A 22,858-nucleotide genomic window follows, 5' to 3' on the forward strand; every position below is an offset into this window, starting at 1 on the left:
TTCAACTGATATGACAAGGATTTGAGCGTAAATATAAGCACATCTTTTGAACAGAATTATTTTTTATACCTTTCTTCACTTACATCGACAAAACACCACTTCTACAAAAATCATTTTCGTTTAATATGAGAGCCTCTCAGCAACACCCCATAAACAAAAAAAGGACAGAAGCTTATTTATTAGCCTCTGCCTTACTTAACTTTCTCTAGTTTATATAGTTTCTTCGTTTTATGTTGTCCGCAATAATTAACCCTCATAACTTTCTTTGTATCTATAAGCGTATATCCAGCTTCTTGAAGTTCATGGGTTATTGATAAATAATACACTTCTCCATTAGCATTTTGTACGGCTTCAATTTGATATCGATCGTCTACCCGTTCTAAATAAACTTGAGGCGTTTCGTTCTCATTACCTTTACTAATTTTATACTTCAAATTCTTTCACCTTCTTCTCCGCTAAATAATAAGCCAATACATTAGATAAACTCAAAAGGAACAATAACTTCACAATGACAGCCTCCTTTTTGTTCGCTTGGATTAATACACGCTTTTAACTTCCATCTTCCTTTTTTAGAGAAATGGAGAATTGAATGAGTTATTACAAACTCTCTCCCCTTAATCTTGAGCTTTGTTCCATCTCTATACTTCTTAGCCGTTGCCATCATGGAAGAAGAAACTGGAACTTCTAATTTACCTCCAGCGTGGTGAAGAAATAATTTCCCTTCCTCATTTTCCTTAATACAATCATCTTCTGTATTGTAGAGAGAAACCCCCTCTACACCTTCTATATTCATTAGTCCGTCTAATTCTACAATGAGTTCCATCATTCTTCTTCACTCTCCACTATTTCGAAATCATCCTTAGAAAGTTCTATAATATCCTTCAATTCTTCGGCTGTAATAATCTCACGTTTAGGAGCTTCCATGTGGTTGATAGAGCCGTTAATAGTGATGTTATTATTATTCATTCCATACGCTTTTGTAAGGTGCTCCAAAGCCTTTAAACGTGCTAGTGTTGGGGCGGGAATAGTCTCTCTCTTTCCTGTCTTAGCGTTTATAATAACGTCCGTAGCTTCTCCACGAACAATATCGGATAAATGGACAAGAACCTCTTCTACAGAGGCAATCTCTTCATTAGTCCAATACTTATGATGTTCTTTAATGAAGTTGTTAATATCGGGACGATTGAGAAGTGCCCAACCATGCTTAGAATTATATCCCGCACGTTTAGAAGCTTCGGGAACGCTCCCCGTTAAAAGGTAGTTATGAACAAATTTTCGTTGCCTATCATTCAATGGTTTAAAGTTATTTAAGGCTTCCACTGTCTCAGGGGAAACCTCATGTACTTCCATTACATGATTTCTCGTTACACTTGGCATATTATTTCTTCCTTTCTTTAATTTAAAATGGTAAATTGCGAGCTTCTTCCTCTGATAATAAATAACTATTAATCCCGAAAGAGCTTAATAAGTCTTGATAAGTATCTTCTTGGGTATGTTCTTTTGAAGAATTAAATATTGGGTTTTTTTCTAATCGATCGGGTTGTGGTGAATAGTTTTGAGGTGATACTTTTAAGGATAAATTTAAAGAGGGTTTCTTTTCTTGAGGTAGTTCTTTCATTACGTCTTTAATTAAAGCTGTAGCGTAACTCTCTTTCATCCGTATAGGACGAGAAATACTCTCCAACTTAATTTTTAGCCTTTTTAAAACAATTTCTTGTAACTCTACTTTCACTTTCTCTTTTACCATACATTGAGCTACTCGCTCCAATTCCTCGTTATGGTTAGGAACTATAATAGGAGTATCAGAAAAAGTATTTAAAAATTCTATAAGCCTATTCAAGTCTCCAGCTGGGAGAATAATGTCCGAAGGAATACGTATTCCACAAAATTCTTCTCCCCTCTTGGCTTTAATAGTTTGCTCAAAAGGTAAACTATACATAGTAGCGTTCTTATCGCCATTACCTATTGATTTGATTAGTCCAGCGTTCTCTAATCGTTTCATAGAAGCCGTATATTGAGTTCGTGTATATCCTAGATATTCTTGTGCTGTATTGCTAGTGTAGTAACAAAACACTTCAAAGGTTGCCGTATGATGATAATGTATAGCTTCCTTATGTGATAATCTATAGAGGTCTGCTATTTCATCATACAACACTACGTCTGCTGGCTGGATAATCTTATATTTAAGGTAGACTCTCGCCAATTTACTAGACAACTTAAAATTGTCGTGTATGCTTACTTTCGGAAATCCTGTATCTCCGTCAAACTCAAAACCTTCCTGCTGTAATACTTCTCTTTCAATCTTTATATTCATATTTCTTTCATTTCTCCTTTAAGTGTAATTAATAGACCTTATAATGCTCTTATAATTCTCATTTACGGGCTAATAATTCTCCGTAAGCCTCATTCACTAGTAACTCTATAACTTGTGTTCGATTAAGTGAAACATTAAATCTCATATTATATTCTTGTAGAAGTTCGTCCGCCTTCTTAATAATTACAGGCTTTAACGATACAGTTGTTCTTTTATTTGTTTGTTTCATTATTTATTTCCTCCTGTTGAAAAGGTGTTATATTTTATCCTGAATATCGCTCATATCTTTTCTTAAATTACTGTGAATCATTTTTAATCGACTCTCACATAACTTCACTTGAGCCTTCCTAGCCGCCCCTATTAGTTGTTCGGCTTTATCTAGGCGTAGTATTTCTAGTTCGATTTGTTCGGAGTATTTTAAATATATATCTGAGTGGTCGTCTCTGAAAAGTTGAAGGTCTTCAAATAACCTCACTGTATAGTCAGTGGCGTAACTCATGAGTTAATTCTCCTTTCTATCCGTATTAATAAAATAGGAAGAAGCTAATTTAGCTCCTCCCTTTGATTACTTCCATTAATTCTTTCTAAAGTTTTTATATACATCCTCCATAGAGGGAGAAGTTTCGATAGCTTGTGTAATTTCATTATCCGTATATCCACGCTTACGACCTAGTTCAAACGCTCCAACTAAACCGTCAAACTCTTCTAGCCTCATAGTAAAAGCTTTTGAAAGAAGTTTTTCGTCAACTTCAAAGTTTGTCATTCCCGTTTGTAAGCGTCCAAACACTGAACGTTCTAGGCTATAAAGTTCGTTTCGTTGTTGGTGAGTTAGTTGGTCTAAGCTCCTAACCATTTCTATATTTGTAACTTCCGAAAAATCATTCGTTTTTAATAGTACGGGAGTACCTCCCACCACACGTAAAGCCTCTACATTACGATTTTTGCCGAAAGTTCTCTCGTTCGCTTCACGAATACGTTTTTGTTCGGCTTCTTGATATGCCTCATATTCTGCTTTAAGTTGTACTTCTTCTTCTCGAAGTCTTTCCTCTAAAGCCTTTCTTTCTTGTTGTCTTTTTCTGTCAATAAACTCAAGATAACTGATCGTCATAATTTTCGTATCTCCATTTCTATTTGGTATATTTTTTATACCTCCTATTTAAAAAAGAGAGAAGCAGCTTTCCGACTACTTCCCTCTACTGTCGACTGCTGCCGACTACTTTTAAAGAAATAGGAGATATACATAGATGAGAAAGTTAACTCATCTATCGAGACTACAAAGGCGCGTACCCTTTATAATCTCTAACATGAGTTAATAGGTCTATTAATGTAAAAAATAAAGAAAGGAGTTGAAGTGAAATGAAATGAAATGATGTGAAACTCTTTCGAGCTTCATGGAACTCTCGAATAGTTCAAGAACTCTATGAAACTAAATAAGGAGAGAACTGGCTTTCTGTTACCAGCTCTCTAGTGTGGTAAAGGATGTATGTTGGCTAACACTACATTAGGAGAAATGAATAAATCTCCTTACTATATAGTTCCGTTCCTGTTGTTTTTTTGAGACATATTTCACGATAAAAAATATTAAAATCTTTCATAAAAAAGGAAGCTACTCTCTCCGCCATTTCCGCAAAGAGAATAACTTCCCGTCAAGGTTAGATATTGAAGTAATTTCCGTTTAAAAGAGATTTAGAATAATTAGTTACTTCCGCTTTAGCGGAAATCCTTTCTCTTTATTCTTTTACTCTTTCTTTAAAACACTTCCTCGTTTCACTCGGAAATAACTATAAAAATATTTCAGTGGCTACTTATCCAATAGAAAGAATTTTTACCCCCACATAAATACACTTTCTCTAAGGACTTTAAAGATACTAGGTGGACTAGTGACCTGTAACTACTGTATGAAGTTATTGAGTGAGCTAATGAAGTGTTTGGGGAAACAACTTTCTATTGCTTACAGTATATAGTTCCGTCTGTAATGGAGAATTGGGACGCCCTTTACTATATTTTTTATAAACTCTCTGAGGAGGACGGGAGGCATGAGAGCTTGCGAGGAGCGGCGGGGCATCTCTCTTATACACTCTTTCTAAAGGAAATAGCCGACAATAGAGGAATAATATATTTATAGCCACTAATAACGGATATTTATTTACTAATGATTTTATAGTTACTGTGTAGAAGCTTTAGCTTCGGCACAATATCTTTTTTTATTAGTTTAGATATATTAGTTTGGATATATTAGTTTGGATTGTGTAGTAATTTAATACATCTAGTTGTAGTAATTTAATACATCTAGTTGGCTTAATTTAATACAACTGAAATAACCTCACCAATAAAAAAGAGAGGTAAAGCGTTACTCTCTATTTCTCACACCATCTCTCCCTCTCTATACTTCTTTAAATGTCTCTTGAAGGTTGCCAAACTTACTCCAGCCATTTCAGAAGCTTTTGGCTGTGAGATAGTTCCCTTCTCTACTTCTTCTATCCAATGACGAACAACAGGAGAGAGCTTGGTCTTTTTCGGCTGTCCGAACTGAACACCTTTCTTTTTGGCTTTCTCTCTTCCCTCATTGGTACGTTCTAAAATTCTATTTCTCTCAAACTCTGCAAAGGCTGAGAACATAGTGAATACAAGTTTACCAGCTGGAGTATTATCCACTGTTCCAATGTCTCCAAACACTACTGTAATATTCTTCTTTAAAAGCTGTTCCAGAACTGTCAAAGCGTCCTTAGTGTTTCTTGCCAGTCTATCAAGTTTGGAAACATGAAGAATGTCGCCTTCTCTCACAAAGTCAATACACTCTTGAAGAGCTTTCCTCTCTTCCATTTCAGAACCTGAACGCTTCTCTCCAAAAACCTTTGTAACTCCCTTGTCCTTCATGTATTGCTCTTGAGTGGCTAAATCTTGACCTACTGTTGATACCCTTATGTAACCTACTTCCATAGTTGTCTCCTCCTGTTGTAGCTGTTTTCTCGGCTACTATTTTAGATATATATATATCTTGCCTATACGTGCCATACAGAGCCATTTTTAAAGCACCCCCTCCCCTTCTGAAGCTGAGAGAGTGTGTACTATCCCGTTCTTATTTGATATTCAATTATTGCTCTTTATGGCTCAATGTCATTATATAAGCTCTAATATTAAATGAGCTGATTAAATGAACCTTATACAATCCTTATTCTATATGTATATAATGATAGTGTCAATTAATTATAATTAAATGAGCTTATCAATATGGTAGTTCGTTCTTAAAGAAAGCATAGAAAGGCTAGAGTAGAGTAATAAAGGTGAGTCTGTTTCCCACAGATTAATAGTCATTTCAATACTGTTAAATTTCATTGTTGATAGGCAAAAGAAAAAAGAGCTTCATTTAAAGCTCCAATTTGGTTTTTTATTAAACTAACTTGCCCTATATTAAATTAAAAAGATTCCCTTTTTATTACACTATTTATATATCTAACCTTATTGAAATGTGTATTAATTTATATTTATATTCACATTTGGAAGTTCATTCAAATCATGTATTGCATCAATATACATTTGGCTGTTCATTGGAATAAAATTAATCTCTCCCGATTTATATTCCTCGTACGAATTTGCTGTTGCAATTATCGTTGCTTTGCCGAAGAATTCTTTTTGTAATGAGGAAATCCATTTACACGCATCAATAATTTCACCAGCATATAATTGCATTACATATAAGTATACATTATGCATAATTCTATTCATTCTATCTGTTAACCCTTGAATAGCTATATTCTCTTCCATTCTTTGAATTTCTTGCTTTACAGTACTCCATCCGTCATACCTCAATAATTGCTCTCTATTCATCACGAAAAATTTTCCATTCTGACTATTCGTAAAAGAAGAAATAGGAAGATCAAAATGTTGTGCAAAATTTCTTAGTCTAACAATAAAACGATATGTATAAAATTGATCGTACATTTTCGATAAAAAAGATTTAAATTCCTCTTTCACTTGCGAATTAAATGTCTTTGACAGAGCAGAAGAAATATGATCATCATAAGTTCTAAGAATTGATAAGTAATTCATAAACAATCTATTCGATTCAAAGATAAGAGAGTCGGGACTTTCTAACTCTGACATTTCTTTATCTCTTATTATTTCTAAATATTTTTCTAACTCCTCTCCATTTTTCACAATGAGTTGATATAAATGTTTATTTTTAAGATGTACCCCAAGATATCGTGCTTTCTCAAGATGAGTATCATATTCTTGTTGGGTAAATTCTCTAATAAGATTTACCTTGTGTTCTCCCTCTTTTACCTGATCAATACTACCAATTCTATAATACATTTCTCTTTCTCCCCAATCGCAACATTTAAATAATTCAGATAAATAAAATTAATTTCTTTTCAACTTACAAAGCTACTAGCTTTTTATAGTCCAGTCCTCCACTAAATTTCAATTAGAAGTATTGTTTCAAAACTAAAAACCACAGGTTTCCATATCATTTTTCACGCTAAATATAATATTATATCAAAATATTTATTTCATCTCTTGTTGGATAAACCCTGAGACAATTCCACATCTTTAAGATAACCTCCTTCAAAGGTTCAAGGACATTTAAACTATCCCAATTAGGATATGTTGAGTCTAATGTTCGTAATGCGTTCTTTAATTCACTCCATATCTCTCCGATATAATATTGATCCATAAATAAATCAATTTGTTCTTCTACCTCAGAAAAATTTTTATTCAACCCTTCAAGTTCACCTATAAGTGTTGCTAAAACTTTCATCAAATGTCCTCCAGTTAACTGTACAGAACCAAAAACAGCTAAAATTTCAATTTCCCCATCTTCAAATTTTTGGATTTGATTATCCATATTATTCTTTGTATATTCAATAATTTCTATTAAAAAATCAACGTTTACAATTTTCTGTATTGCCTTTGTTGTAACAGCCATTTTAGGAACCACATACTCACTAAAAATATTCATCGCATGAAGATTTAGAACATGATTAAGACCTTCGTTATCTTCTTCCATTTCTTTTTGAAACCCGGTCATACTTGCCAGATCGTGATTTTCATGAACATGGCAAAGTTCATGATGAATAAGATTTAAAGATAGTTGTTTTCCTTCGTCATCTCCAAGAAACAAAGCAATTAAAATCTCTTTCCTAATAAAAATACGATCTTTCTCATCTCCATCTACCATTAGCTGCATTGTCTTGCCAAAAGCTGTTCCCATTTCATTGTTCGTATATCCTCGTTCCTCAAGTCCATGTGCTATTTGGAAATCAAGAATAGCTTTATCAAAGTCATTAGGGAAATACAGACAATCCAACCTTGTTAAATTTAAGGATTTAGCAAAATTATCATTGATATATCTTTCTATTTCTAATCGCATTTGTTCAAGTAATTCCTCATTATAATCATCAAGCTTTTCAATTACTATCATTCCAATACCCCTTTAATAAATTTATATATTTATACTATAAATTACTGCTTCTTCAATGTGTTTATATCCATTGTACATTAATTGGTAAATAAAAACAGACCCCATCATGTCAGTTCAATAATCACTAAATTTTAGCACTTAAAAAATGCCATTTATTATTTACAAGAAAATCTCTATCATATACTGAATGTGAGTGAAATGGTCTAAGCAGTTGGACATAGTTATTCCCTACTGTCAGAGATACAAAAAGAAATATCAATGACAATAGGGAATAGCTTATTACTGAACGTTCGTTCATGGCTGAAGTTCTTTGTATAACCTTGTTTAGCTATTGCTTCTCAGCACCACATAACTCATTTAATTTCTGCCCTAAATGTCTGTTATCGTTATGTGTTCCAGCCTCCTTAGAGACTCAGAAATCCACCTACACTGTTAATGGTCGCAATCACCTACCTCCACTCACCATAAACAAGGAAACGGCTGAAATTTAACTCAGAGTGAAGGAGCGTTTTGTTTGCAGTGGGAACGCTAAACCCTGACCATATTTAACAAGTTAATGGGCAACCTTGCCTCATCTTTCCTAAAAAAGACAATAGGAAACTAGACCTCTTGAAGCTAATTTTTAAAAATGATAGAATAGCCAAGAAGCTGATAAGGATTTCTTTATTCAGTTTTAAACGTTGAAGTTTTGAGTCTCCAGTTCCAGCTGGGGACTTTTTATTTTTGTGTCTTGTTTCGTTTTACATGAACATCTCTCAAAGGACTATGAACACGTCCTAAATATAAAATGTCATCCTGTTCCATTCCTCTAAGGTATTTAGACGTTATTTGAGTATCATAATGTCCTAGTAAACGACTCAAGCTGTAAACATCAATTCCATTTCTTAATTGCTTTTGAGCGAAGTAATGACGACAATCATGAGGAGAACAACGAACATCTTTTCTTACTTTTGCTCTAATACAATTCTCTCTAAGAATTGTATTAATTCGAGAACGTGATAGCCTCATTGCTGATTGGTCTAAAAAATAATAGTCTTCAATCTCATCAGGTTGTTTATTTTTAAAGCGTTCATTTCTGGCTTTCTCGTAAAGTCTCATGTACTTCCTCATAATGCGACTAATATATACAAGACGCTGTTTTGAGCCTTTTCCATGAATTAGGATATGACGAGTTGATACCTCACTCTGTTTAATATCACAAAGCTCAGAAACCCTTACTCCCGTATCGAAAAGAAATATTAAAATTAGCTTGTCTCTTATATTTGAATAAGTGTCCTCTTTGATACCATTAATAATTCGTGAGACCTCATCATCATTAAATGTAACAATGACTTTATTATCCTCTTTCAAGTTTTTAATCTTCCTTATCGGATTTTCAAATTCACCTATAAATTCTTCTTCCACTAGATAATTAAAAAATACTCTCATAGTTGAAAGAGTGTTATTAATTGTCCTGTTGTTCTCTCTTCCTAAGTTCTGTCTCTCTTTGATAAACTTTTTAACATGAATTGGTTTAACATCTTCCACTTCAAACACTTCTAAAGTCTCTAAGAAATCCTTAAACATCTTCAGACGATACATACAACTCTCAATATATTTTGGTTTTCTTCCCAAAATTTCTTGATTGAATCTAAAATCATCAATCATCTCAATAATTTTAGACACAAAAAAGACCCCCTTTCTTACTCATAATTAGAGTAAAAAAGAGAGTCATTTTGAAAGTTCAATAGTTGTAGGTGATGTAACAGTTTTATTACTCAAAACGCCACAAAACCTTGATATGACAAGCTTCAAGAGACTATTTTGTCTCTAGAAATACTCAGGTCACTCCCACTCAATAGTAGCAGGTGGCTTAGAAGTAATATCATACACAACGCGGTTGATGTGTGCTACTTCGTTTACGATACGAACTGAGATCTTTTGAAGAACGTCCCAAGGGATACGTGCCCAGTCAGATGTCATTCCGTCGATTGATGTTACTGCACGGATACCGATTGTGTAATCGTACGTACGAGCATCACCCATAACACCTACGCTACGGATGTTAGGAAGTACTGTGAAGTATTGCCAGATGTCGCGCTCAAGACCTGCTTTTTTGATTTCGTCACGAAGAATGAAATCTGATTCACGAACGATTTCAAGTTTCTCTTCCGTGATTTCACCAAGTACACGGATACCAAGACCAGGACCTGGGAATGGTTGACGCCATACTACTTCGTCACTCATGCCAAGCTCAGTTCCTAATGCACGAACTTCGTCTTTGAATAATGTGTTTAATGGCTCGATCAATTTGAATGCCATATCTTCTGGAAGTCCACCTACGTTGTGGTGAGACTTGATTGTTTGAGCTGTTGCAGTACCACTTTCGATGATGTCTGTGTAAAGTGTACCTTGTGCTAGGAACTCAATACCTTCAAGTTTAGCCGCTTCATCATCGAATACATAGATGAATTCGTTACCGATGATTTTACGTTTTTGTTCTGGATCAGAAACGCCAGCAAGTTTGTTCATGAAGCGCTCCCTTGCATCCACTTTAATAACGTTCATGTGGAATTGCTCAGTGAAAGTTTTCATAACGCCTTCTGCTTCGCCTTTACGAAGTAAGCCGTGGTCAACGAAGATACAAGTTAGTTGATCGCCAATTGCTTTATGAATTAAAACCGCAACAACTGAAGAATCTACACCGCCACTAAGTGCGCATAGTACTTTCTTGTCGCCAACTGTTTGACGGATTTTCTCGATTTCGATTTCGATAAAGTTATGCATTGACCAGTCGCCTTTACATCCACATACGTTGAATGCAAAGTTCTTTAGAATATCATTGCCGTATTCTGAATGTTGTACTTCTGGGTGGAATTGTACAGCATATAACTTACGAGACTCGTCGCTCATACCTGCGATTGGGCAAGAAGCACTTGTAGTATCTACTACGAAGCCTTCTGGAGTTGCAGTAACTAAGTCACCATGACTCATCCAAACCACTTGGTCCGTTGGAAGTTCTTTATAAAGAGAAGATACGTTTTGAATATTAATTTCTGCTTTACCGTACTCACTGTGATCTGCTTTCTCTACTTTTCCACCGAAGTGTGAAGTCATTAATTGCATACCATAACAAATACCGAACACTGGAATACCCATATCAAAAATACGCTCATCACAACGGAATGAATTTTCATCATATACGCTGTTAGGACCGCCAGAAAGAATGATTCCTTTTGGATTCATCTCTTGTAGCTCTTCAACTGTAATTGTGTGCGGATGTAATTCAGAATACACGCCAAATTCTCTGATACGTCTTGTAATTAACTGGTTGTATTGACTACCAAAATCAAGTACTACAATAATCTCTTGATTTTGCATTTCTGTTTTCAATGCCACAAAAGTCACCTCTAAATTGTATTTTATAAAATTAATATCAACCTGTATAAGCAGATTGATTCATAGCTACAAAGTTTGAACCTATCTTATCACTTGAACATCGATTTTCAAAGCAATAACAAAAGCATAAAGAAAAAACTAGAATCTACATTTGCATAGCTATGGTATACAAATGTAGTCTAGTCTTATTTCCAATCGTTCCTCAAGGAGAAATAAGCGCAAAATAGCGCTTATTCCACTTCATAGTCAGGTCATTTACGGCGACCCGGTAGAAACTTTCGAACCATATTATCGAGGATATACGAAGGAAATGATATTTAGTTATATATAAAATCAAATCCTATTGTAACAATAGTATAAAAAAGAGGTCAAGTTATTGTTGTTTTCATAACTTTCTTCCATAATATTTTTGCCTGCTTCCAATTCTCCATGGAGTTTTCACCTCGATACACAACCTTTTCATAATAGAAGGTCAGTTCACTCATTTCATTTATTTGATAGGTTTCATCAACGAAATTCGCATATTCTCTCAGCGTCTGATTTTGCATTCGTTTCAATCCAGAACGTTGTAACTGCTTCAACAGTACCTCATATGCCTTCACAAAGGTTTCTTCTGTATCTTTTCTGCTAAAGTACCAGAACCATATGTAAGGTAACCATCTTCTTCTACTCATAAACAAAGCCATTACAATTAGTACAATCAAACCGATACTTGCAACAACCATTTGCCAATTATCAGACCATTTCTCAATAAATACCTTTACCTTGTCGTTAAAGCTAGTCTGCGTTTTAGGTGTATTTTTCTCAGTTTCTTTCGGCTCAGGTTTCTTTGTTGCTTCTTTTTCCTGTTCTGGCGTTTTATCCTGAGTGGCTGTGTTACTCTTAGTATTCTCAAAACGTGTAGGATTGTTATACCCTTTTGTCGGCTCAAATGGAACCCAACCAATATTCGGGAAAAACACTTCTACCCACGAATGGGCATTGTTATTTGTGATTTCATATACGATTTTTCCATCCTCATACTTCTTGTACTCACCTTCTGTATAACCCTTAACCCATCTAGTTGGGATACCAATGGTGCGTAATAGAACAGCCATTGAGGTTGAAAAATGATCGCAATATCCCCGTTTCGTATCAAAAACAAATTGCTCTACGAAATCTTGATTTTCCTTTGGATAAGGAATATTTTCATGATCGTATATAAACTCTGGTTTATCAAAATAATCTTCAATCGCTTTCGCTTTGTCATACCAATTTGTTTTACCTTCTGTTATCGATTCAGCTAATTGTCGCAATCGTGACTGTACTTCTTCATCATTTGGTGTGAAGTCAGGAAGTTCTGTATATGTTCGAAATAATTCGGTCTCTGGCATCCCCTTCACTTCTTGCAACTTAGCTTTATCAAAAACAGGCATTCGATATACCGTTCTATAGCGATCTAGTTTGATATGTTGCTGTTCTAGGTCCAAGCTAACAACTCGATTATTCATCGGTGTATATAGAAAGGATACATTCGCTCCTCTTTCTGAGTCTTGCGAAATAATCGTACTTTCAGCCATCGGTTCAGCATAAGGAATATGCACATATGGAAGCTTCACATCTACTTCATCAACAAGCAGCTTACTTTGTTTCACATTTTGACTACAACAACCCTCTGGAATCGCTTGTCCATTATCAAAAGACTCGATTCTAGTATTTCCTTCTGCATACCAACCTTTACCTGAGTAAATCGATTTTGATTCAACTTTCCAATAGTGCTTTTCACTTGTCTTTGCCACAAATACCGTTGTGTCATCTCCAATAAAATCGCCGCCTAGAGTAGAATCATCAAGACCATACCCTACTTTGTTGACAGACGGCTTGTCATCTTTAAACTTTTCTGAATAAGAAACAAAAAACGGTACTGGATCTGGCCATTGTGCAGGAAACTTAGGTGAAGCAAATCCTAACATACTACTTAGCACAATCATGAAAACTAATGGTAACAGCCAAATGCTATATTGTTTTGGACTGATAAATAAGCTTTCCCTTTGAATTAGCCGGAAGAATGTTAAATTTCCTAGTAATAACAACCCGATAATAAATAAACGAACAATTGCCCAATCACCATTGTAAGGAGTAAATGTATCAAGAATCGTTACGTATAGCACACTTAAAAAGAAGAAAAGAAAAATGCTGCGTTGAATCATCACCCAATAATGAATTAAGTATGTCATGACCCATAGTAAGAAAAACAATAGCAAAGTTTGAAAGCTAAACGACATATTATTTATGTCCAATTGAAATAACGAAACAATGCTTTGACTTACGTCTGAAATGAACGCTATTATCCACTGAATATTAAAGAATGAAAAAGCAGAGTAATATAGAAAGTAAGTTGCCCAAATGATGTATAGAACTAATAAGACAGTCTTTAGCGATGTTTTAAGTTTTAAGCAATGTAACAGAAAAGGTAGAGCAAGAAATATAAAAAAGATATACATATTATCTATATCTGTTAACGCCTTTAGTGGATATAGCCATTCTAATAGAAGCAAATATCCCATGATATAAAAGACAAATTGAGAAAGGCGATGCATGGATACTTGTCTCATTTGCCTACTCCCCCTTCAAATGAAGTTGAATCGATATATTTGCAATTGATTCCTTTAACGGCAGCATCGACTTGAATTTTATTTTCATTCTGATCAAGCTTTTGCTTACCCTTCATAACTAAAAGAGTAGAAGTAGACTGACCTTTGATTGAAGAAATATAAGCTAGTAACTCTTTCGTTATTTGTGATGAAATAAAAACACAGGATGCATTAGATGGAATAGAGCGCTTATTAAAAGCCAAAGGTTGCATAGCATTCTCTTCTATTGTTGCTAAGGCATAAAACACCTTTTGCCTCTGATGTTCACCTCTCCCAACACCTATGATTTGGTGCATTTGTGCAGTACTTGCAAACGCAATTCCTATTTGATTTTGAATCAATGTATTGGTTATTGTTGCTGCGAATGATACCATTTCTTCAAACAAAGAGCTCGGGCTTTGGTCTAGAATAATAACAACATCTTGGCTCTGTCGCTCTTCGAAATCTTTCGTCATCATTTCATTTCTTCTAGCAGATGCCTTCCAATGAATCCATGATTGCTTATCTCCTGGTGAATACTCTCGAACACCTGATACAATAGCTGCATCATGATGTTTTCGAACAAATGCTGATTGTTGTCCTTCCTCGTACATTGATTCAAGCTGACGAAAAGATAACTGTTGATAACTTGGATATACCAACAACTGATGTTGGCACTCAATAGATGCTTCTTTCTCATATAAGCTTAAGAAATCACCTGCTTTAATAACGACTTGCTTAAAATCATAATCTCCCCGTACAGCCTTAGGAATCGTATAGGTTAGCTTCATTTCCTTACGAAAGAACGGAAACAATATGCCTTTTGGATAGTTAGTACTATTTTTAAGAAAACGTTCAGGTAGTTGATCTTCCACTGTTAAATAAAGCAGTGGAAAGCTATTACTACGCTTGATTGTTAACTCCACTTCCATGCGTTCTCCAGCGCGATAATCTGATTTATTAAAACGACGACTTATTTCTATATCCTTTAAAGGGTATACACTTAATAGAATTGGATATAAAGCAAATGGTATAAAACTATAAAAAACAAACCAGCTTACAAAGCCACCTTGAAACATAGCATATATGAATGCGGCTAAAACAAGAAAAAGAACTAACCCGATTTTCACATAGGGAGCCATCATCATTCTTAACTTTTTCATCATTTCTTTACTAGCCTTTGAACAGGAACTGGTACACTAGCTAAAATACTTTCAATAATCGATTCTGGACTTACTCCTCCGTATTTGATCTCCGGCTTCAAAATCATACGATGAGCAAAAACAAATGGCGTTAAATATTGAATATCATCCGGTAACACATAATCTCTTCCTTGCATTAATGCATATGCTTGTGAGGCTTTCATTAAAGCGATTGACCCACGCGGACTCACGCCTAATTCAATACTATTATGATGACGTGTTTCATTCGCAAGCTGCACAATATATTCTTTAATCGCCTTTTCCACATGCACCTGCTTCGCTTGCTGTTGTAATTGACATACTTCTTCAATGGTTACAACAGGATGTATGTCTTCTATAGGATGATTGACTTGTGAGCGTTCTAATACTTCCACTTCTTCACTTGGATATGGATATCCCATTTCCAACTTCAATAAAAATCTATCAAGTTGAGCTTCTGGTAAAGGATATGTTCCTTCATGCTCAATTGGATTTTGCGTAGCCATAACAAGAAAAGGCTGCTCTAGCTTATGTGTTACGCCATCAATCGTTACACTCGCTTCCTCCATCCCTTCGAGGAGAGCAGATTGTGTTTTCGGTGAAGTACGGTTAATTTCATCAGCCAGAATAATATTTCCCATAAGAGGACCTGGACGGAATACAAATTCCTGATTCTTTGGATTATAAATGCTTGTCCCTGTTACGTCTGACGGTAATAAATCAGGTGTAAACTGAATTCGTTTGAAACTAGCGTCAATCGATGTAGCAAGTGCACGTACCATCATTGTTTTTCCTACCCCTGGAACATCTTCTAATAGCACATGCCCCTCTGCTAATAAAGCGACTAAACTTAATTCAGCAATATTTCTTTTCCCAATCATTACCCCATCTATATTTTGTAAAATGGCTTCAATAACACTATTTTTTTGTTCGTACACTAATATGCCCCCTTGTGTATGAATATTAAGAAAATTTAAATCACTACCAATAATACCATTTTTCTACTATTCAATTGTTGGAAATTACTAACATAATTAAATAATCTTATACATATTACATGTTTTTCTCTGGCTAATGTGCATAAAACTAAATTTGGTATATATATTTCATGTTTTGTGCGCATAAAAAAGCGACGTATGAAATTTATTTCATACGTCGCTTTTGCTGTTCCTACTTTAAGGTGTTGTCACTTTCGGTCCATCTAGTTTGACATGTGGATTGCTCCATAACTCTTTCCATTTCTTAAGCGCAGCAATCATAATAACTAATCCTAATGCAAGCATGATGATTGATAATGTACCGTTTAAAGCACTATATCCAGCCGCTGCTTTATTCCAATAAACATTCTTCACCATCCAGTAGCCTGCATAGTTTACTGTTACATACAAGTAAGCTAGAGGAACAAGACAAGTTAGCATATACCAACGTTTATCCGCGATTTTCAGAATAACAGTTGCGCCAATAATTAAGCCTATAGAAGCCATTAGCTGATTGGAAACTCCAAACAATGCCCAAATAGAGCCAATATCTCCTGAATAGAGTAAGTATCCCCATAAGAAGCAGGCTAATGCACTAGCAAAGATGGAACCCGGAATCCAGTCAGTCTTCTTCAATGGTTTATACACATCACCTAAGAAATCTTGAATTAAATATCGTGCTACGCGAGTTCCAGCATCGATTGCTGTTAAAATAAATACCGCTTCAAACATAATAACGAATTGATAGAAGTATGAAGCAAGATGACTAAACCATTTAATCCCCGTAAAGATATAAGTCATACCTACTGCAAGTGTTACCGCTCCACCTGTTCGTCCTTCTAAATCCATGCCAATCTCTTTACTAAGAGCTGGTAAGTTTTCTACAGTCATACCTAATGTTTTAAACACTTCTGGTGTAGAGTTAATTGCAAAATAATCAGATGGATGTAGAGCTGTTGCTGCAATTAATGCCATGATCCCAACAAGACACTCGACAAGCATTGCTCCAAATCCTACAACCTTAATATCAGTCCAACGGTCAAGCATTTTGGGCGTTGTTCCTGATCCTACAAAGGCATGGAACCCTGAGATAGCTCCACAAGCAATTGTGATGGAAACAAACGGCCAAACAGGTCCAGCATTAATTGGACCACCACCGCTAACAAATTCCGTGAATCCAGGCATTTGAATAACAGGGTTAACAACAAATACGCCGATAATAAGTGCAATAAACACGCCAATTTTCATAAAGCTACTTAAGTAATCGCGAGGTGCAAGTAATAACCAAACTGGTAAAGCAGCCGCAAAGAAAGCATAAATAGGTAAAATAATAGCTAATGTCTTTGTATCAAGCGTTAATAAATCGCCAAGTGCTGTACCTTGAATTTTTGGTCCTAAGAAAACACCTACCATTAAAAGAATAAAACCAATAGTCGAAGTTAATCCTAAATTACCTGTCTTTTTATAAGCAATACCTACTAGCATCGCAATTGGAATTGTAATGGCTACAGCAAATGTACCCCAAGGATTATTTTGCAGGGCATTTAATACAACCATTGAAAGACCGGCCATAGTAATCGTAATGATAAATAGCATAGCAAGTCCTGTACAAAAGCCTGCAACTGGTCCTAATTCATCCTTTGCTACTTCAGATAAAGACTTCCCTTTCTTTTTCATAGAAGCAAATAAAACAACCGCGTCGTGTACAGCTCCCCCAATTACCGCTCCAATTAATAACCATATTAATCCTGGTAAATATCCAAACTGTGCTGCAAGGATTGGACCTACCAGTGGTCCTGCTGCTGCAATCGCTGCAAAATGGTGTCCAAATGTTACCCATTTATTTGTTGGAACATAGTCTTTTCCATCTGCTAATTCATGTGCAGGTGTTGGAATTGAATCATCTAGCTTTAAGACCTTCATTGCCATGAATGTGCCATACAAACGGTAAGCAATCATTAATATACACATAGAAGCAATAACAATAGTAATCGCATTCATTATTGGTCAACCCCCTTATTCATTCGTTAGTAAAAGCATATACTACTATTCTTTGAAAACATCAATTTCAATTTAAAACGTCAAAAACGAACGATGAAAAGCATGATTGGTCAGTTGAAATGCAAAAAACAAAAACAAAATACCATGAAGATAGTGTAAAACAGAAAAAAATCGCCTTATCACTACATAATGAAGTACAAAGACGATTTAATCACTAACTCTATAATCCTATTCGTTTTTTTAATTCTTTCGTATATGTTCTACTTACGGGCACTGACGCTCCGTCCTGCATAATGAGATTATAAGTAGAATGAAACCACGGTTGTAATTCTTTTACTTGATCTAAATTTACTAGAAATGCTCTATGAACCCTAAATAACGATGTATTCGTTAACTTACGTTCAAATGCTACTAATGATTCTGCCGCTTCATATTTCATCGTGCTTGTGGCAATGATTGTTTTTCCTTCTTCTGATGTTAAGTATAGAATATCGTTCACCTTTACTAGTGCGATTCGATCCTCTAAAGTAACAGCCAATTTCTCAATAGCATTTCCTTCTTTTTTTGTTACTTTATCCTCGGAAAATTGTTGTCCTTTTTTCGCTTCAACGGACTTTTGTAACTTCAAGATCGTTTGATGCACTCTATTTTCTTCAAATGGTTTCAAGATATAATCAAATGCACTTAGCTCAAATGCCTTCAATGCATATTCGTCATACGCTGTTGCAAACACTATTTCCGGTCGATCAACCATATTTTGAATACGCTCTGCTAATTCTAAACCACTTTCTTCTGCAAGTTGAATATCAAGAAATATCACATCGGCGTCCATATAAGGTAATTGTTCAATAGCGTCCTTCACATTGTCAGTTTCTCCGGCAATTTCAATGACTTTACATCTATTCAATAAATAGCTGAGTTCATCTCTAGCTAATGGCTCATCATCCACTATAAAGGCTCTTAACATCCTCTTCACTCCATTTACTCTGTTTTAACGGCAAGCGAATTATGATTTTTGTTCCTCTACCAACTTGGCTAACTACTTCAAATGATGCTTCATCTCCATATAACTCTTCAATTCGCTGCTTAATATTTCGTAAAGCCGTACCCGTTCCTTTTGGAGAATGTACTGCTGTATTCCCTAGATTACCTACATGTTCTGGAGAAATCCCAATGCCATTGTCCTCCGTAATTACTACCATTTGCTCTTCTTCTAAAAAGACACGCACAATCACATTGCCCTTCTTTGTTCTTACAAACGCATGATGAATGGCATTTTCCACTAATGGCTGTAATGTAAACGGTGGAATTAGTACTTCTTTCAAGGCTGGATCAATGTCCATGCATATCAAATATTTATCAGGAAATCTTGCTTGCTCAATCGACAAGTACGCTTCTACATGCTCCAATTCCTTCGATAATGGTACTAGCATCTGTCTCGCACCGTGAATATTACTTCTAAAAAATGTACTTAATTGAATTAATAGATTACGAGCTTTATCAGCATCTATTCTCACAAGACTTGATATCGTATTTAAGCTATTAAATAAGAAGTGAGGATGCACTTGGGCGTGAAGTGCTTTAATCTCTGCATCCTTCAATAGCTTACGTTGTAGCTCTGCCTCCGCTAATTCAAGCTGTGTAGAAAATAGTTTACTAAGCCCTTCTGCTAACTCTTGTTCAACGGTAGTTAAACGAGCTGAATTGGTAAAATACATCTTCAATGAGCCAACCGTTTGATGATGTGCATTTAACGGTAAAACAATCGCGGCTTGTAACGGGCAATCCGCACGGTTACATCCAATTTCGATTCGATTTTTTGCTGTAATGATTCGCCCTTGTTCTAGTACTTTTTTGGTTAATTTAGTCAAAATATTCTGTTTTTGACTATGATGATCTCCTCCAGCACCAATATGAGCGAGTACCTTATCATTATCTGTTATAGAAATAGCATCTGCCTTCGTCTCATCGTAAATAATTTCAGCTACCTTTTGACAAGATTCCTCGTTCAAGCCTTTACGAAAGTGTGGTAACGTTAATTGCGCAATATGTAGCGCTTTATGCGTCTGCAATGCTTGTGTACGTTCTTCCTCTGACACCATGGTTTTAATAATCAGCATAAACATTAATGTTCCAAACCCATTCATCACAATCATTGGAATAGCAATAATCTCTACAAGATGAACTGCGGATGAGAAAGGTTTTGCAACAAGTAAAATAAATGCCATTTGAAATACTTCCATTACGATACCGATGACAACCGCTCTTTTATAAGAAAGACTTTTCTTAATCCCTAATTTTTTCCCGAGGAGTCCCGTAATGATTCCCGCTATGATGGTAGATACGCCACATGCTACTGCTGTAAAACCACCAAGTGTCAAACGATGCAAGCCTGCTATTAAACCAACACCTAGTCCAACAATCGGGCCCCCTAGTAAACCACCAATTGCCACCCCCATCACTCTTGTATTCGCTAATGCTCCTTCAAGCTCTACGTTCACTTGCCAAACTTGGGCATTAATAAAGCCTTTTTCTATTTGAATACCAGTATAATTACTAATCACGCCAAAAATACCAAAAATCAAAATCAATATTGCTTTTTCTTTCTTCCCATGCTCGTTGTGAATCATCTGTCGAAAGGATTTTAGCCGTGATAATAAAAAAGCTAGAATGATTAATAACCCCACTCTTTCTAGCATTAATGGTAATAATTCAAACATTTGAGCTACCCCTTAGTATTTTTTTGTACAATCATTATACAACAATAAAATAAAAAGTTGATTGACAAAGGCTTTCATACTGACCAATTGAAATAAAAAAGTCTGTTTTCTTCATACATAAAAATATGAAGAAGACAGACTTTATATGATTAGCTTTCGGCTATTAATCTCTCTATCTAGGTACACTAAATAATACTTGCTTGCTTTTAAATAAACGCTGACCATTCGAATCAACCAAAGGACCAAATTCTAGCTTGAACTTTTTATATATGCCAAATTCATCTTTTCGCATTAAGAACACATGATATTTCTCACCTTTTGCTCCTGGCTCTATAACATCAGGCTCTCTTGGTTCTACCATTCCTTCTGACATAACTCTTGCACGATTATCATCTATTTTTAAGATTGAGATAAGACTTGAAAGACTAATAGGTGACTGTGATTTATTATCAATATTGAATTTCATTGTTAATGCCACAATTCCACTATCACCAAAATTTCTAAATCTATCTTTATTCGTTTCTGTTGGAGTAATTTCAGTATATTGCACTCCGTCTAATGTAATACTTGCTTCACCTAATTGCTTTGTATCATTAATTCCCGATTTTTCAAAAATCATCTTTTTATCAGCTAAATTTCCAGTTGTTAATTGATCTTGATAGAATTTAGCATCAGCAGCTATCGCTTGTTTCTGTTCATCATTATAAACAAAATCAAAAATGCCTTCTCCAAGTGTGGCACCTTTAAATGTAGTATCTTTAGCTACTCCACCTTCAATAACGTATTTCGGCTTTACTGTTTGCATCGTTGCAAACTCTTCATTAGAGATATTAAATGTCAAAAGACCCGTTACAGTTTCATTAGCCGCAAATTTACCAATTTCTTTTTCTGTTTTAGAAGCGATGATATCCTTGTCCGCAAGGAAACTTCTTGTATTACTAGGAATATACGTATATTTATCTGTCATTCTAATATTATGTGTATTGTTATAATACTTAGGTTCATTTGTACCGTTCGTAATCGTCACTTTAGAAGTTAACACATAACCGTCTGTTTGATTATCAAAGCGCATCGCTACATCTTGATCCATATCCGTTACCTTAACTAGTTGATAAGCATCAACAGACACTTTAAAACCGTCAAAATCCTTCACAAACTTCGCATCATTATTAGAGTATAAAACTTCTACCTTCCCACCGGTTTCTTTTTCAAGATTCGGATTCAATAATTCTGTTGCCTGCTTTGCATCAGAAGAATCTTCTTTTTCAACTGCAGGGTTTGGTTCAGGCTTTTGTTCCTCAGTAGTCTTTTGTGTTGCCTCTTCCTTTGGCTTTTTTTCATCTGTAGACGTTTTTTCATCATTACCACATGCAGCCAAAACTAACATTGCTGATAATGCCATCCCAAGCATTTTCACTCTTTTCATCATTATCCCATCCTTCATTCCAATCATTACTTATAAAAACAACTGCAATTATGTCAATATTTCCTTTAATTATGTATCATTGAATCAAATTCTCGTCAAACACATGTCGAAATTTGTATGAGTATTAAGCATGATTTTACGTTCCACTTTCTAGCCATACTCTCGTAAATAGAAATTGGTTTAGGTATAATACACCTCCATTCCAACACAACAATCAGGACTTCCGAAATATGAACATCCCCAAAGAACGTTTTTATCATTCGTTTGTACTGTTTTTGTAAAAAAATGAGTGTCTATACTGTTCTACTCGCATTTCATATATAGGTAACGTTACTTCTATTTGTAAACAGGGTATTAACTTATTGCTTATTCTTTTCATGTAATGAGAAATGAGGAGGGAAAAATCATGATTTCTTTTTTATTAACACTAAAGAAATTTTTATCTGGTTTAGCACACGCATTTAAATCTGAGGAGTCAAAGATTTTAACATTTTTAATCGTGATGTTATTAATATCCGGTACATTCTTCTATTCTTCCGTTGAAGGCTTCTCGTACATAGATGCTCTCTATCATTCTGTTTTAACTTTAACAACTGTGGGTGATAGTGGATTAATTGTACAAACTACCTTCGGAAAAATCTTTTCTATTGTATATATCTTCGCTGGAATTGGAATTATGTTTGGGTTTCTTTATAATATTTCAGCTGGAATCTATAAATCTTATCATGAAAAAGATAAGGAAAAAGAATCCGAAGAACCGAAGAAATCTGCACAAACTTAAGAACCACTGCAAGCGCAGTGGTTCTCTTTTATATACTAGTAAATTT

General features: G+C 35.1%; 20 protein-coding genes and 1 riboswitch. Of the genes, 1 reads left to right on the top strand and 19 read right to left on the bottom strand.

Annotation, left to right across the window (positions count from 1 at the left end; genetic code table 11):
- Positions 1–191 precede the first annotated feature (191 nt).
- From TX86_RS24565 to TX86_RS24650, 19 genes are all read right to left on the bottom strand, one after another.
- Positions 192–434 (bottom strand): hypothetical protein, encoded by a 243-nt coding sequence (locus tag TX86_RS24565; protein ID WP_042353050.1) that lies wholly within the window; start codon positions 432–434, stop codon positions 192–194.
- A 41-nt stretch (positions 435–475) separates the two neighbouring features.
- Entirely contained in the window at positions 476–826 is a 351-nt protein-coding gene (locus tag TX86_RS24570) for a hypothetical protein (RefSeq protein WP_042353051.1), read from the bottom strand.
- Positions 823–1,377, bottom strand: a complete 555-nt coding sequence (locus tag TX86_RS24575) for a terminase small subunit (RefSeq protein WP_042353052.1) — start codon at positions 1,375–1,377, stop codon at positions 823–825. Before TX86_RS24575 ends, TX86_RS24570 begins: the two co-directional genes overlap by 4 nt.
- A 22-nt stretch (positions 1,378–1,399) precedes the next feature.
- Positions 1,400–2,314, bottom strand: a complete 915-nt coding sequence (locus TX86_RS24580; protein ID WP_042353053.1) for a hypothetical protein — start codon at positions 2,312–2,314, stop codon at positions 1,400–1,402.
- Positions 2,315–2,372: 58 nt separating this feature from the next.
- The gene (locus TX86_RS26920) at positions 2,373–2,543 is read right to left on the bottom strand and encodes a hypothetical protein (RefSeq protein ID WP_154663224.1); all 171 of its coding nucleotides are present in this window, start codon (positions 2,541–2,543) and stop codon (positions 2,373–2,375) included.
- Between the two features lie 27 nt (positions 2,544–2,570).
- A complete protein-coding gene (locus tag TX86_RS24585; RefSeq protein WP_042353054.1) occupies positions 2,571–2,813 on the bottom strand; it encodes a hypothetical protein in 243 nt (80 codons plus the stop codon).
- A gap of 75 nt (positions 2,814–2,888) precedes the next feature.
- Positions 2,889–3,422 carry a hypothetical protein gene (locus tag TX86_RS24590; protein ID WP_042353057.1) on the bottom strand — a complete coding sequence of 178 codons (534 nt, stop codon included), beginning with the start codon at positions 3,420–3,422 and terminating at the stop codon, positions 2,889–2,891.
- Between the two features lie 1,256 nt (positions 3,423–4,678).
- Entirely contained in the window at positions 4,679–5,254 is a 576-nt protein-coding gene (locus tag TX86_RS24595; protein ID WP_042353060.1) for a recombinase family protein, read from the bottom strand.
- 534 nt (positions 5,255–5,788) lie between these two features.
- A complete protein-coding gene (locus tag TX86_RS24600; RefSeq protein ID WP_042353062.1) occupies positions 5,789–6,628 on the bottom strand; it encodes a hypothetical protein in 840 nt (279 codons plus the stop codon).
- Positions 6,629–6,806: 178 nt separating this feature from the next.
- Positions 6,807–7,736: a hypothetical protein gene (locus TX86_RS24605; protein WP_042353063.1), complete on the bottom strand. Its 930-nt coding sequence runs from the start codon at positions 7,734–7,736 to the stop codon at positions 6,807–6,809.
- Between the two features lie 717 nt (positions 7,737–8,453).
- Complete coding sequence (locus tag TX86_RS24610) at positions 8,454–9,401, bottom strand: tyrosine-type recombinase/integrase (protein ID WP_042353065.1); 948 nt, start codon at positions 9,399–9,401, stop codon at positions 8,454–8,456.
- Between the two features lie 159 nt (positions 9,402–9,560).
- A complete protein-coding gene (gene guaA / locus TX86_RS24615; protein ID WP_042353112.1) occupies positions 9,561–11,096 on the bottom strand; it encodes a glutamine-hydrolyzing GMP synthase in 1,536 nt (511 codons plus the stop codon).
- Between the two features lie 241 nt (positions 11,097–11,337).
- A riboswitch (purine riboswitch) is annotated at positions 11,338–11,439 on the bottom strand.
- Positions 11,440–11,482: 43 nt separating this feature from the next.
- On the bottom strand, positions 11,483–13,708 hold the full coding sequence (locus TX86_RS24620) for a transglutaminase-like domain-containing protein (protein ID WP_042353066.1): 2,226 nt from the start codon (positions 13,706–13,708) through the stop codon (positions 11,483–11,485).
- Positions 13,705–14,892, bottom strand: coding sequence for a DUF58 domain-containing protein (locus TX86_RS24625; protein ID WP_052343895.1), 1,188 nt, complete (start codon positions 14,890–14,892; stop codon positions 13,705–13,707). Before TX86_RS24625 ends, TX86_RS24620 begins: the two co-directional genes overlap by 4 nt.
- Positions 14,889–15,845 (bottom strand): AAA family ATPase, encoded by a 957-nt coding sequence (locus TX86_RS24630; RefSeq protein ID WP_268258274.1) that lies wholly within the window; start codon positions 15,843–15,845, stop codon positions 14,889–14,891. Before TX86_RS24630 ends, TX86_RS24625 begins: the two co-directional genes overlap by 4 nt.
- 237 nt (positions 15,846–16,082) lie before the next feature.
- Complete coding sequence (gene cstA, locus TX86_RS24635) at positions 16,083–17,885, bottom strand: carbon starvation protein CstA (protein WP_042353069.1); 1,803 nt, start codon at positions 17,883–17,885, stop codon at positions 16,083–16,085.
- 220 nt (positions 17,886–18,105) lie between these two features.
- Positions 18,106–18,852 (bottom strand): LytR/AlgR family response regulator transcription factor, encoded by a 747-nt coding sequence (locus tag TX86_RS24640; RefSeq protein WP_042353070.1) that lies wholly within the window; start codon positions 18,850–18,852, stop codon positions 18,106–18,108.
- Positions 18,827–20,605 (bottom strand): sensor histidine kinase, encoded by a 1,779-nt coding sequence (locus tag TX86_RS24645; RefSeq protein WP_042353072.1) that lies wholly within the window; start codon positions 20,603–20,605, stop codon positions 18,827–18,829. The genes TX86_RS24640 and TX86_RS24645 overlap by 26 nt, the downstream gene beginning before the upstream one ends.
- 172 nt (positions 20,606–20,777) lie before the next feature.
- Positions 20,778–22,034, bottom strand: coding sequence for a DUF5068 domain-containing protein (locus tag TX86_RS24650; protein WP_230203718.1), 1,257 nt, complete (start codon positions 22,032–22,034; stop codon positions 20,778–20,780).
- A 403-nt stretch (positions 22,035–22,437) separates the two neighbouring features.
- Here TX86_RS24650 and TX86_RS24655 point away from each other — a divergent pair, with 403 nt between their 5' ends.
- Positions 22,438–22,812 carry a potassium channel family protein gene (locus TX86_RS24655; protein ID WP_042353076.1) on the top strand — a complete coding sequence of 125 codons (375 nt, stop codon included), beginning with the start codon at positions 22,438–22,440 and terminating at the stop codon, positions 22,810–22,812.
- Positions 22,813–22,858 lie beyond the last annotated feature (46 nt).

Source organism: Bacillus massiliigorillae (assembly GCF_000380245.2).
GTDB classification, from domain to species: Bacteria; Bacillota; Bacilli; order Bacillales; family DSM-1321; genus Bacillus_AD; species Bacillus_AD massiliigorillae.

What these genes read in the sequence shown, in the direction of transcription:
- TX86_RS24655 (WP_042353076.1), top strand. Translation starts at nt 22,438, where the DNA reads ATGATTTCTTTTTTATTAACACTAAAGAAATTTTTATCTGGTTTAGCA.
- TX86_RS26920 (WP_154663224.1), bottom strand. Translation starts at nt 2,543, where the DNA reads ATGAAACAAACAAATAAAAGAACAACTGTATCGTTAAAGCCTGTAATT.
- TX86_RS24590 (WP_042353057.1), bottom strand. Translation starts at nt 3,422, where the DNA reads ATGACGATCAGTTATCTTGAGTTTATTGACAGAAAAAGACAACAAGAA.
- TX86_RS24585 (WP_042353054.1), bottom strand. Translation starts at nt 2,813, where the DNA reads ATGAGTTACGCCACTGACTATACAGTGAGGTTATTTGAAGACCTTCAA.
- cstA (WP_042353069.1), bottom strand. Translation starts at nt 17,885, where the DNA reads ATGAATGCGATTACTATTGTTATTGCTTCTATGTGTATATTAATGATT.
- TX86_RS24640 (WP_042353070.1), bottom strand. Translation starts at nt 18,852, where the DNA reads ATGTTAAGAGCCTTTATAGTGGATGATGAGCCATTAGCTAGAGATGAA.
- TX86_RS24595 (WP_042353060.1), bottom strand. Translation starts at nt 5,254, where the DNA reads ATGGAAGTAGGTTACATAAGGGTATCAACAGTAGGTCAAGATTTAGCC.
- TX86_RS24645 (WP_042353072.1), bottom strand. Translation starts at nt 20,605, where the DNA reads ATGTTTGAATTATTACCATTAATGCTAGAAAGAGTGGGGTTATTAATC.
- TX86_RS24580 (WP_042353053.1), bottom strand. Translation starts at nt 2,314, where the DNA reads ATGAATATAAAGATTGAAAGAGAAGTATTACAGCAGGAAGGTTTTGAG.
- TX86_RS24605 (WP_042353063.1), bottom strand. Translation starts at nt 7,736, where the DNA reads ATGATAGTAATTGAAAAGCTTGATGATTATAATGAGGAATTACTTGAA.
- TX86_RS24620 (WP_042353066.1), bottom strand. Translation starts at nt 13,708, where the DNA reads ATGAGACAAGTATCCATGCATCGCCTTTCTCAATTTGTCTTTTATATC.
- TX86_RS24650 (WP_230203718.1), bottom strand. Translation starts at nt 22,034, where the DNA reads ATGATGAAAAGAGTGAAAATGCTTGGGATGGCATTATCAGCAATGTTA.
- TX86_RS24575 (WP_042353052.1), bottom strand. Translation starts at nt 1,377, where the DNA reads ATGCCAAGTGTAACGAGAAATCATGTAATGGAAGTACATGAGGTTTCC.
- TX86_RS24600 (WP_042353062.1), bottom strand. Translation starts at nt 6,628, where the DNA reads ATGTATTATAGAATTGGTAGTATTGATCAGGTAAAAGAGGGAGAACAC.
- guaA (WP_042353112.1), bottom strand. Translation starts at nt 11,096, where the DNA reads ATGCAAAATCAAGAGATTATTGTAGTACTTGATTTTGGTAGTCAATAC.
- TX86_RS24570 (WP_042353051.1), bottom strand. Translation starts at nt 826, where the DNA reads ATGATGGAACTCATTGTAGAATTAGACGGACTAATGAATATAGAAGGT.
- TX86_RS24625 (WP_052343895.1), bottom strand. Translation starts at nt 14,892, where the DNA reads ATGATGAAAAAGTTAAGAATGATGATGGCTCCCTATGTGAAAATCGGG.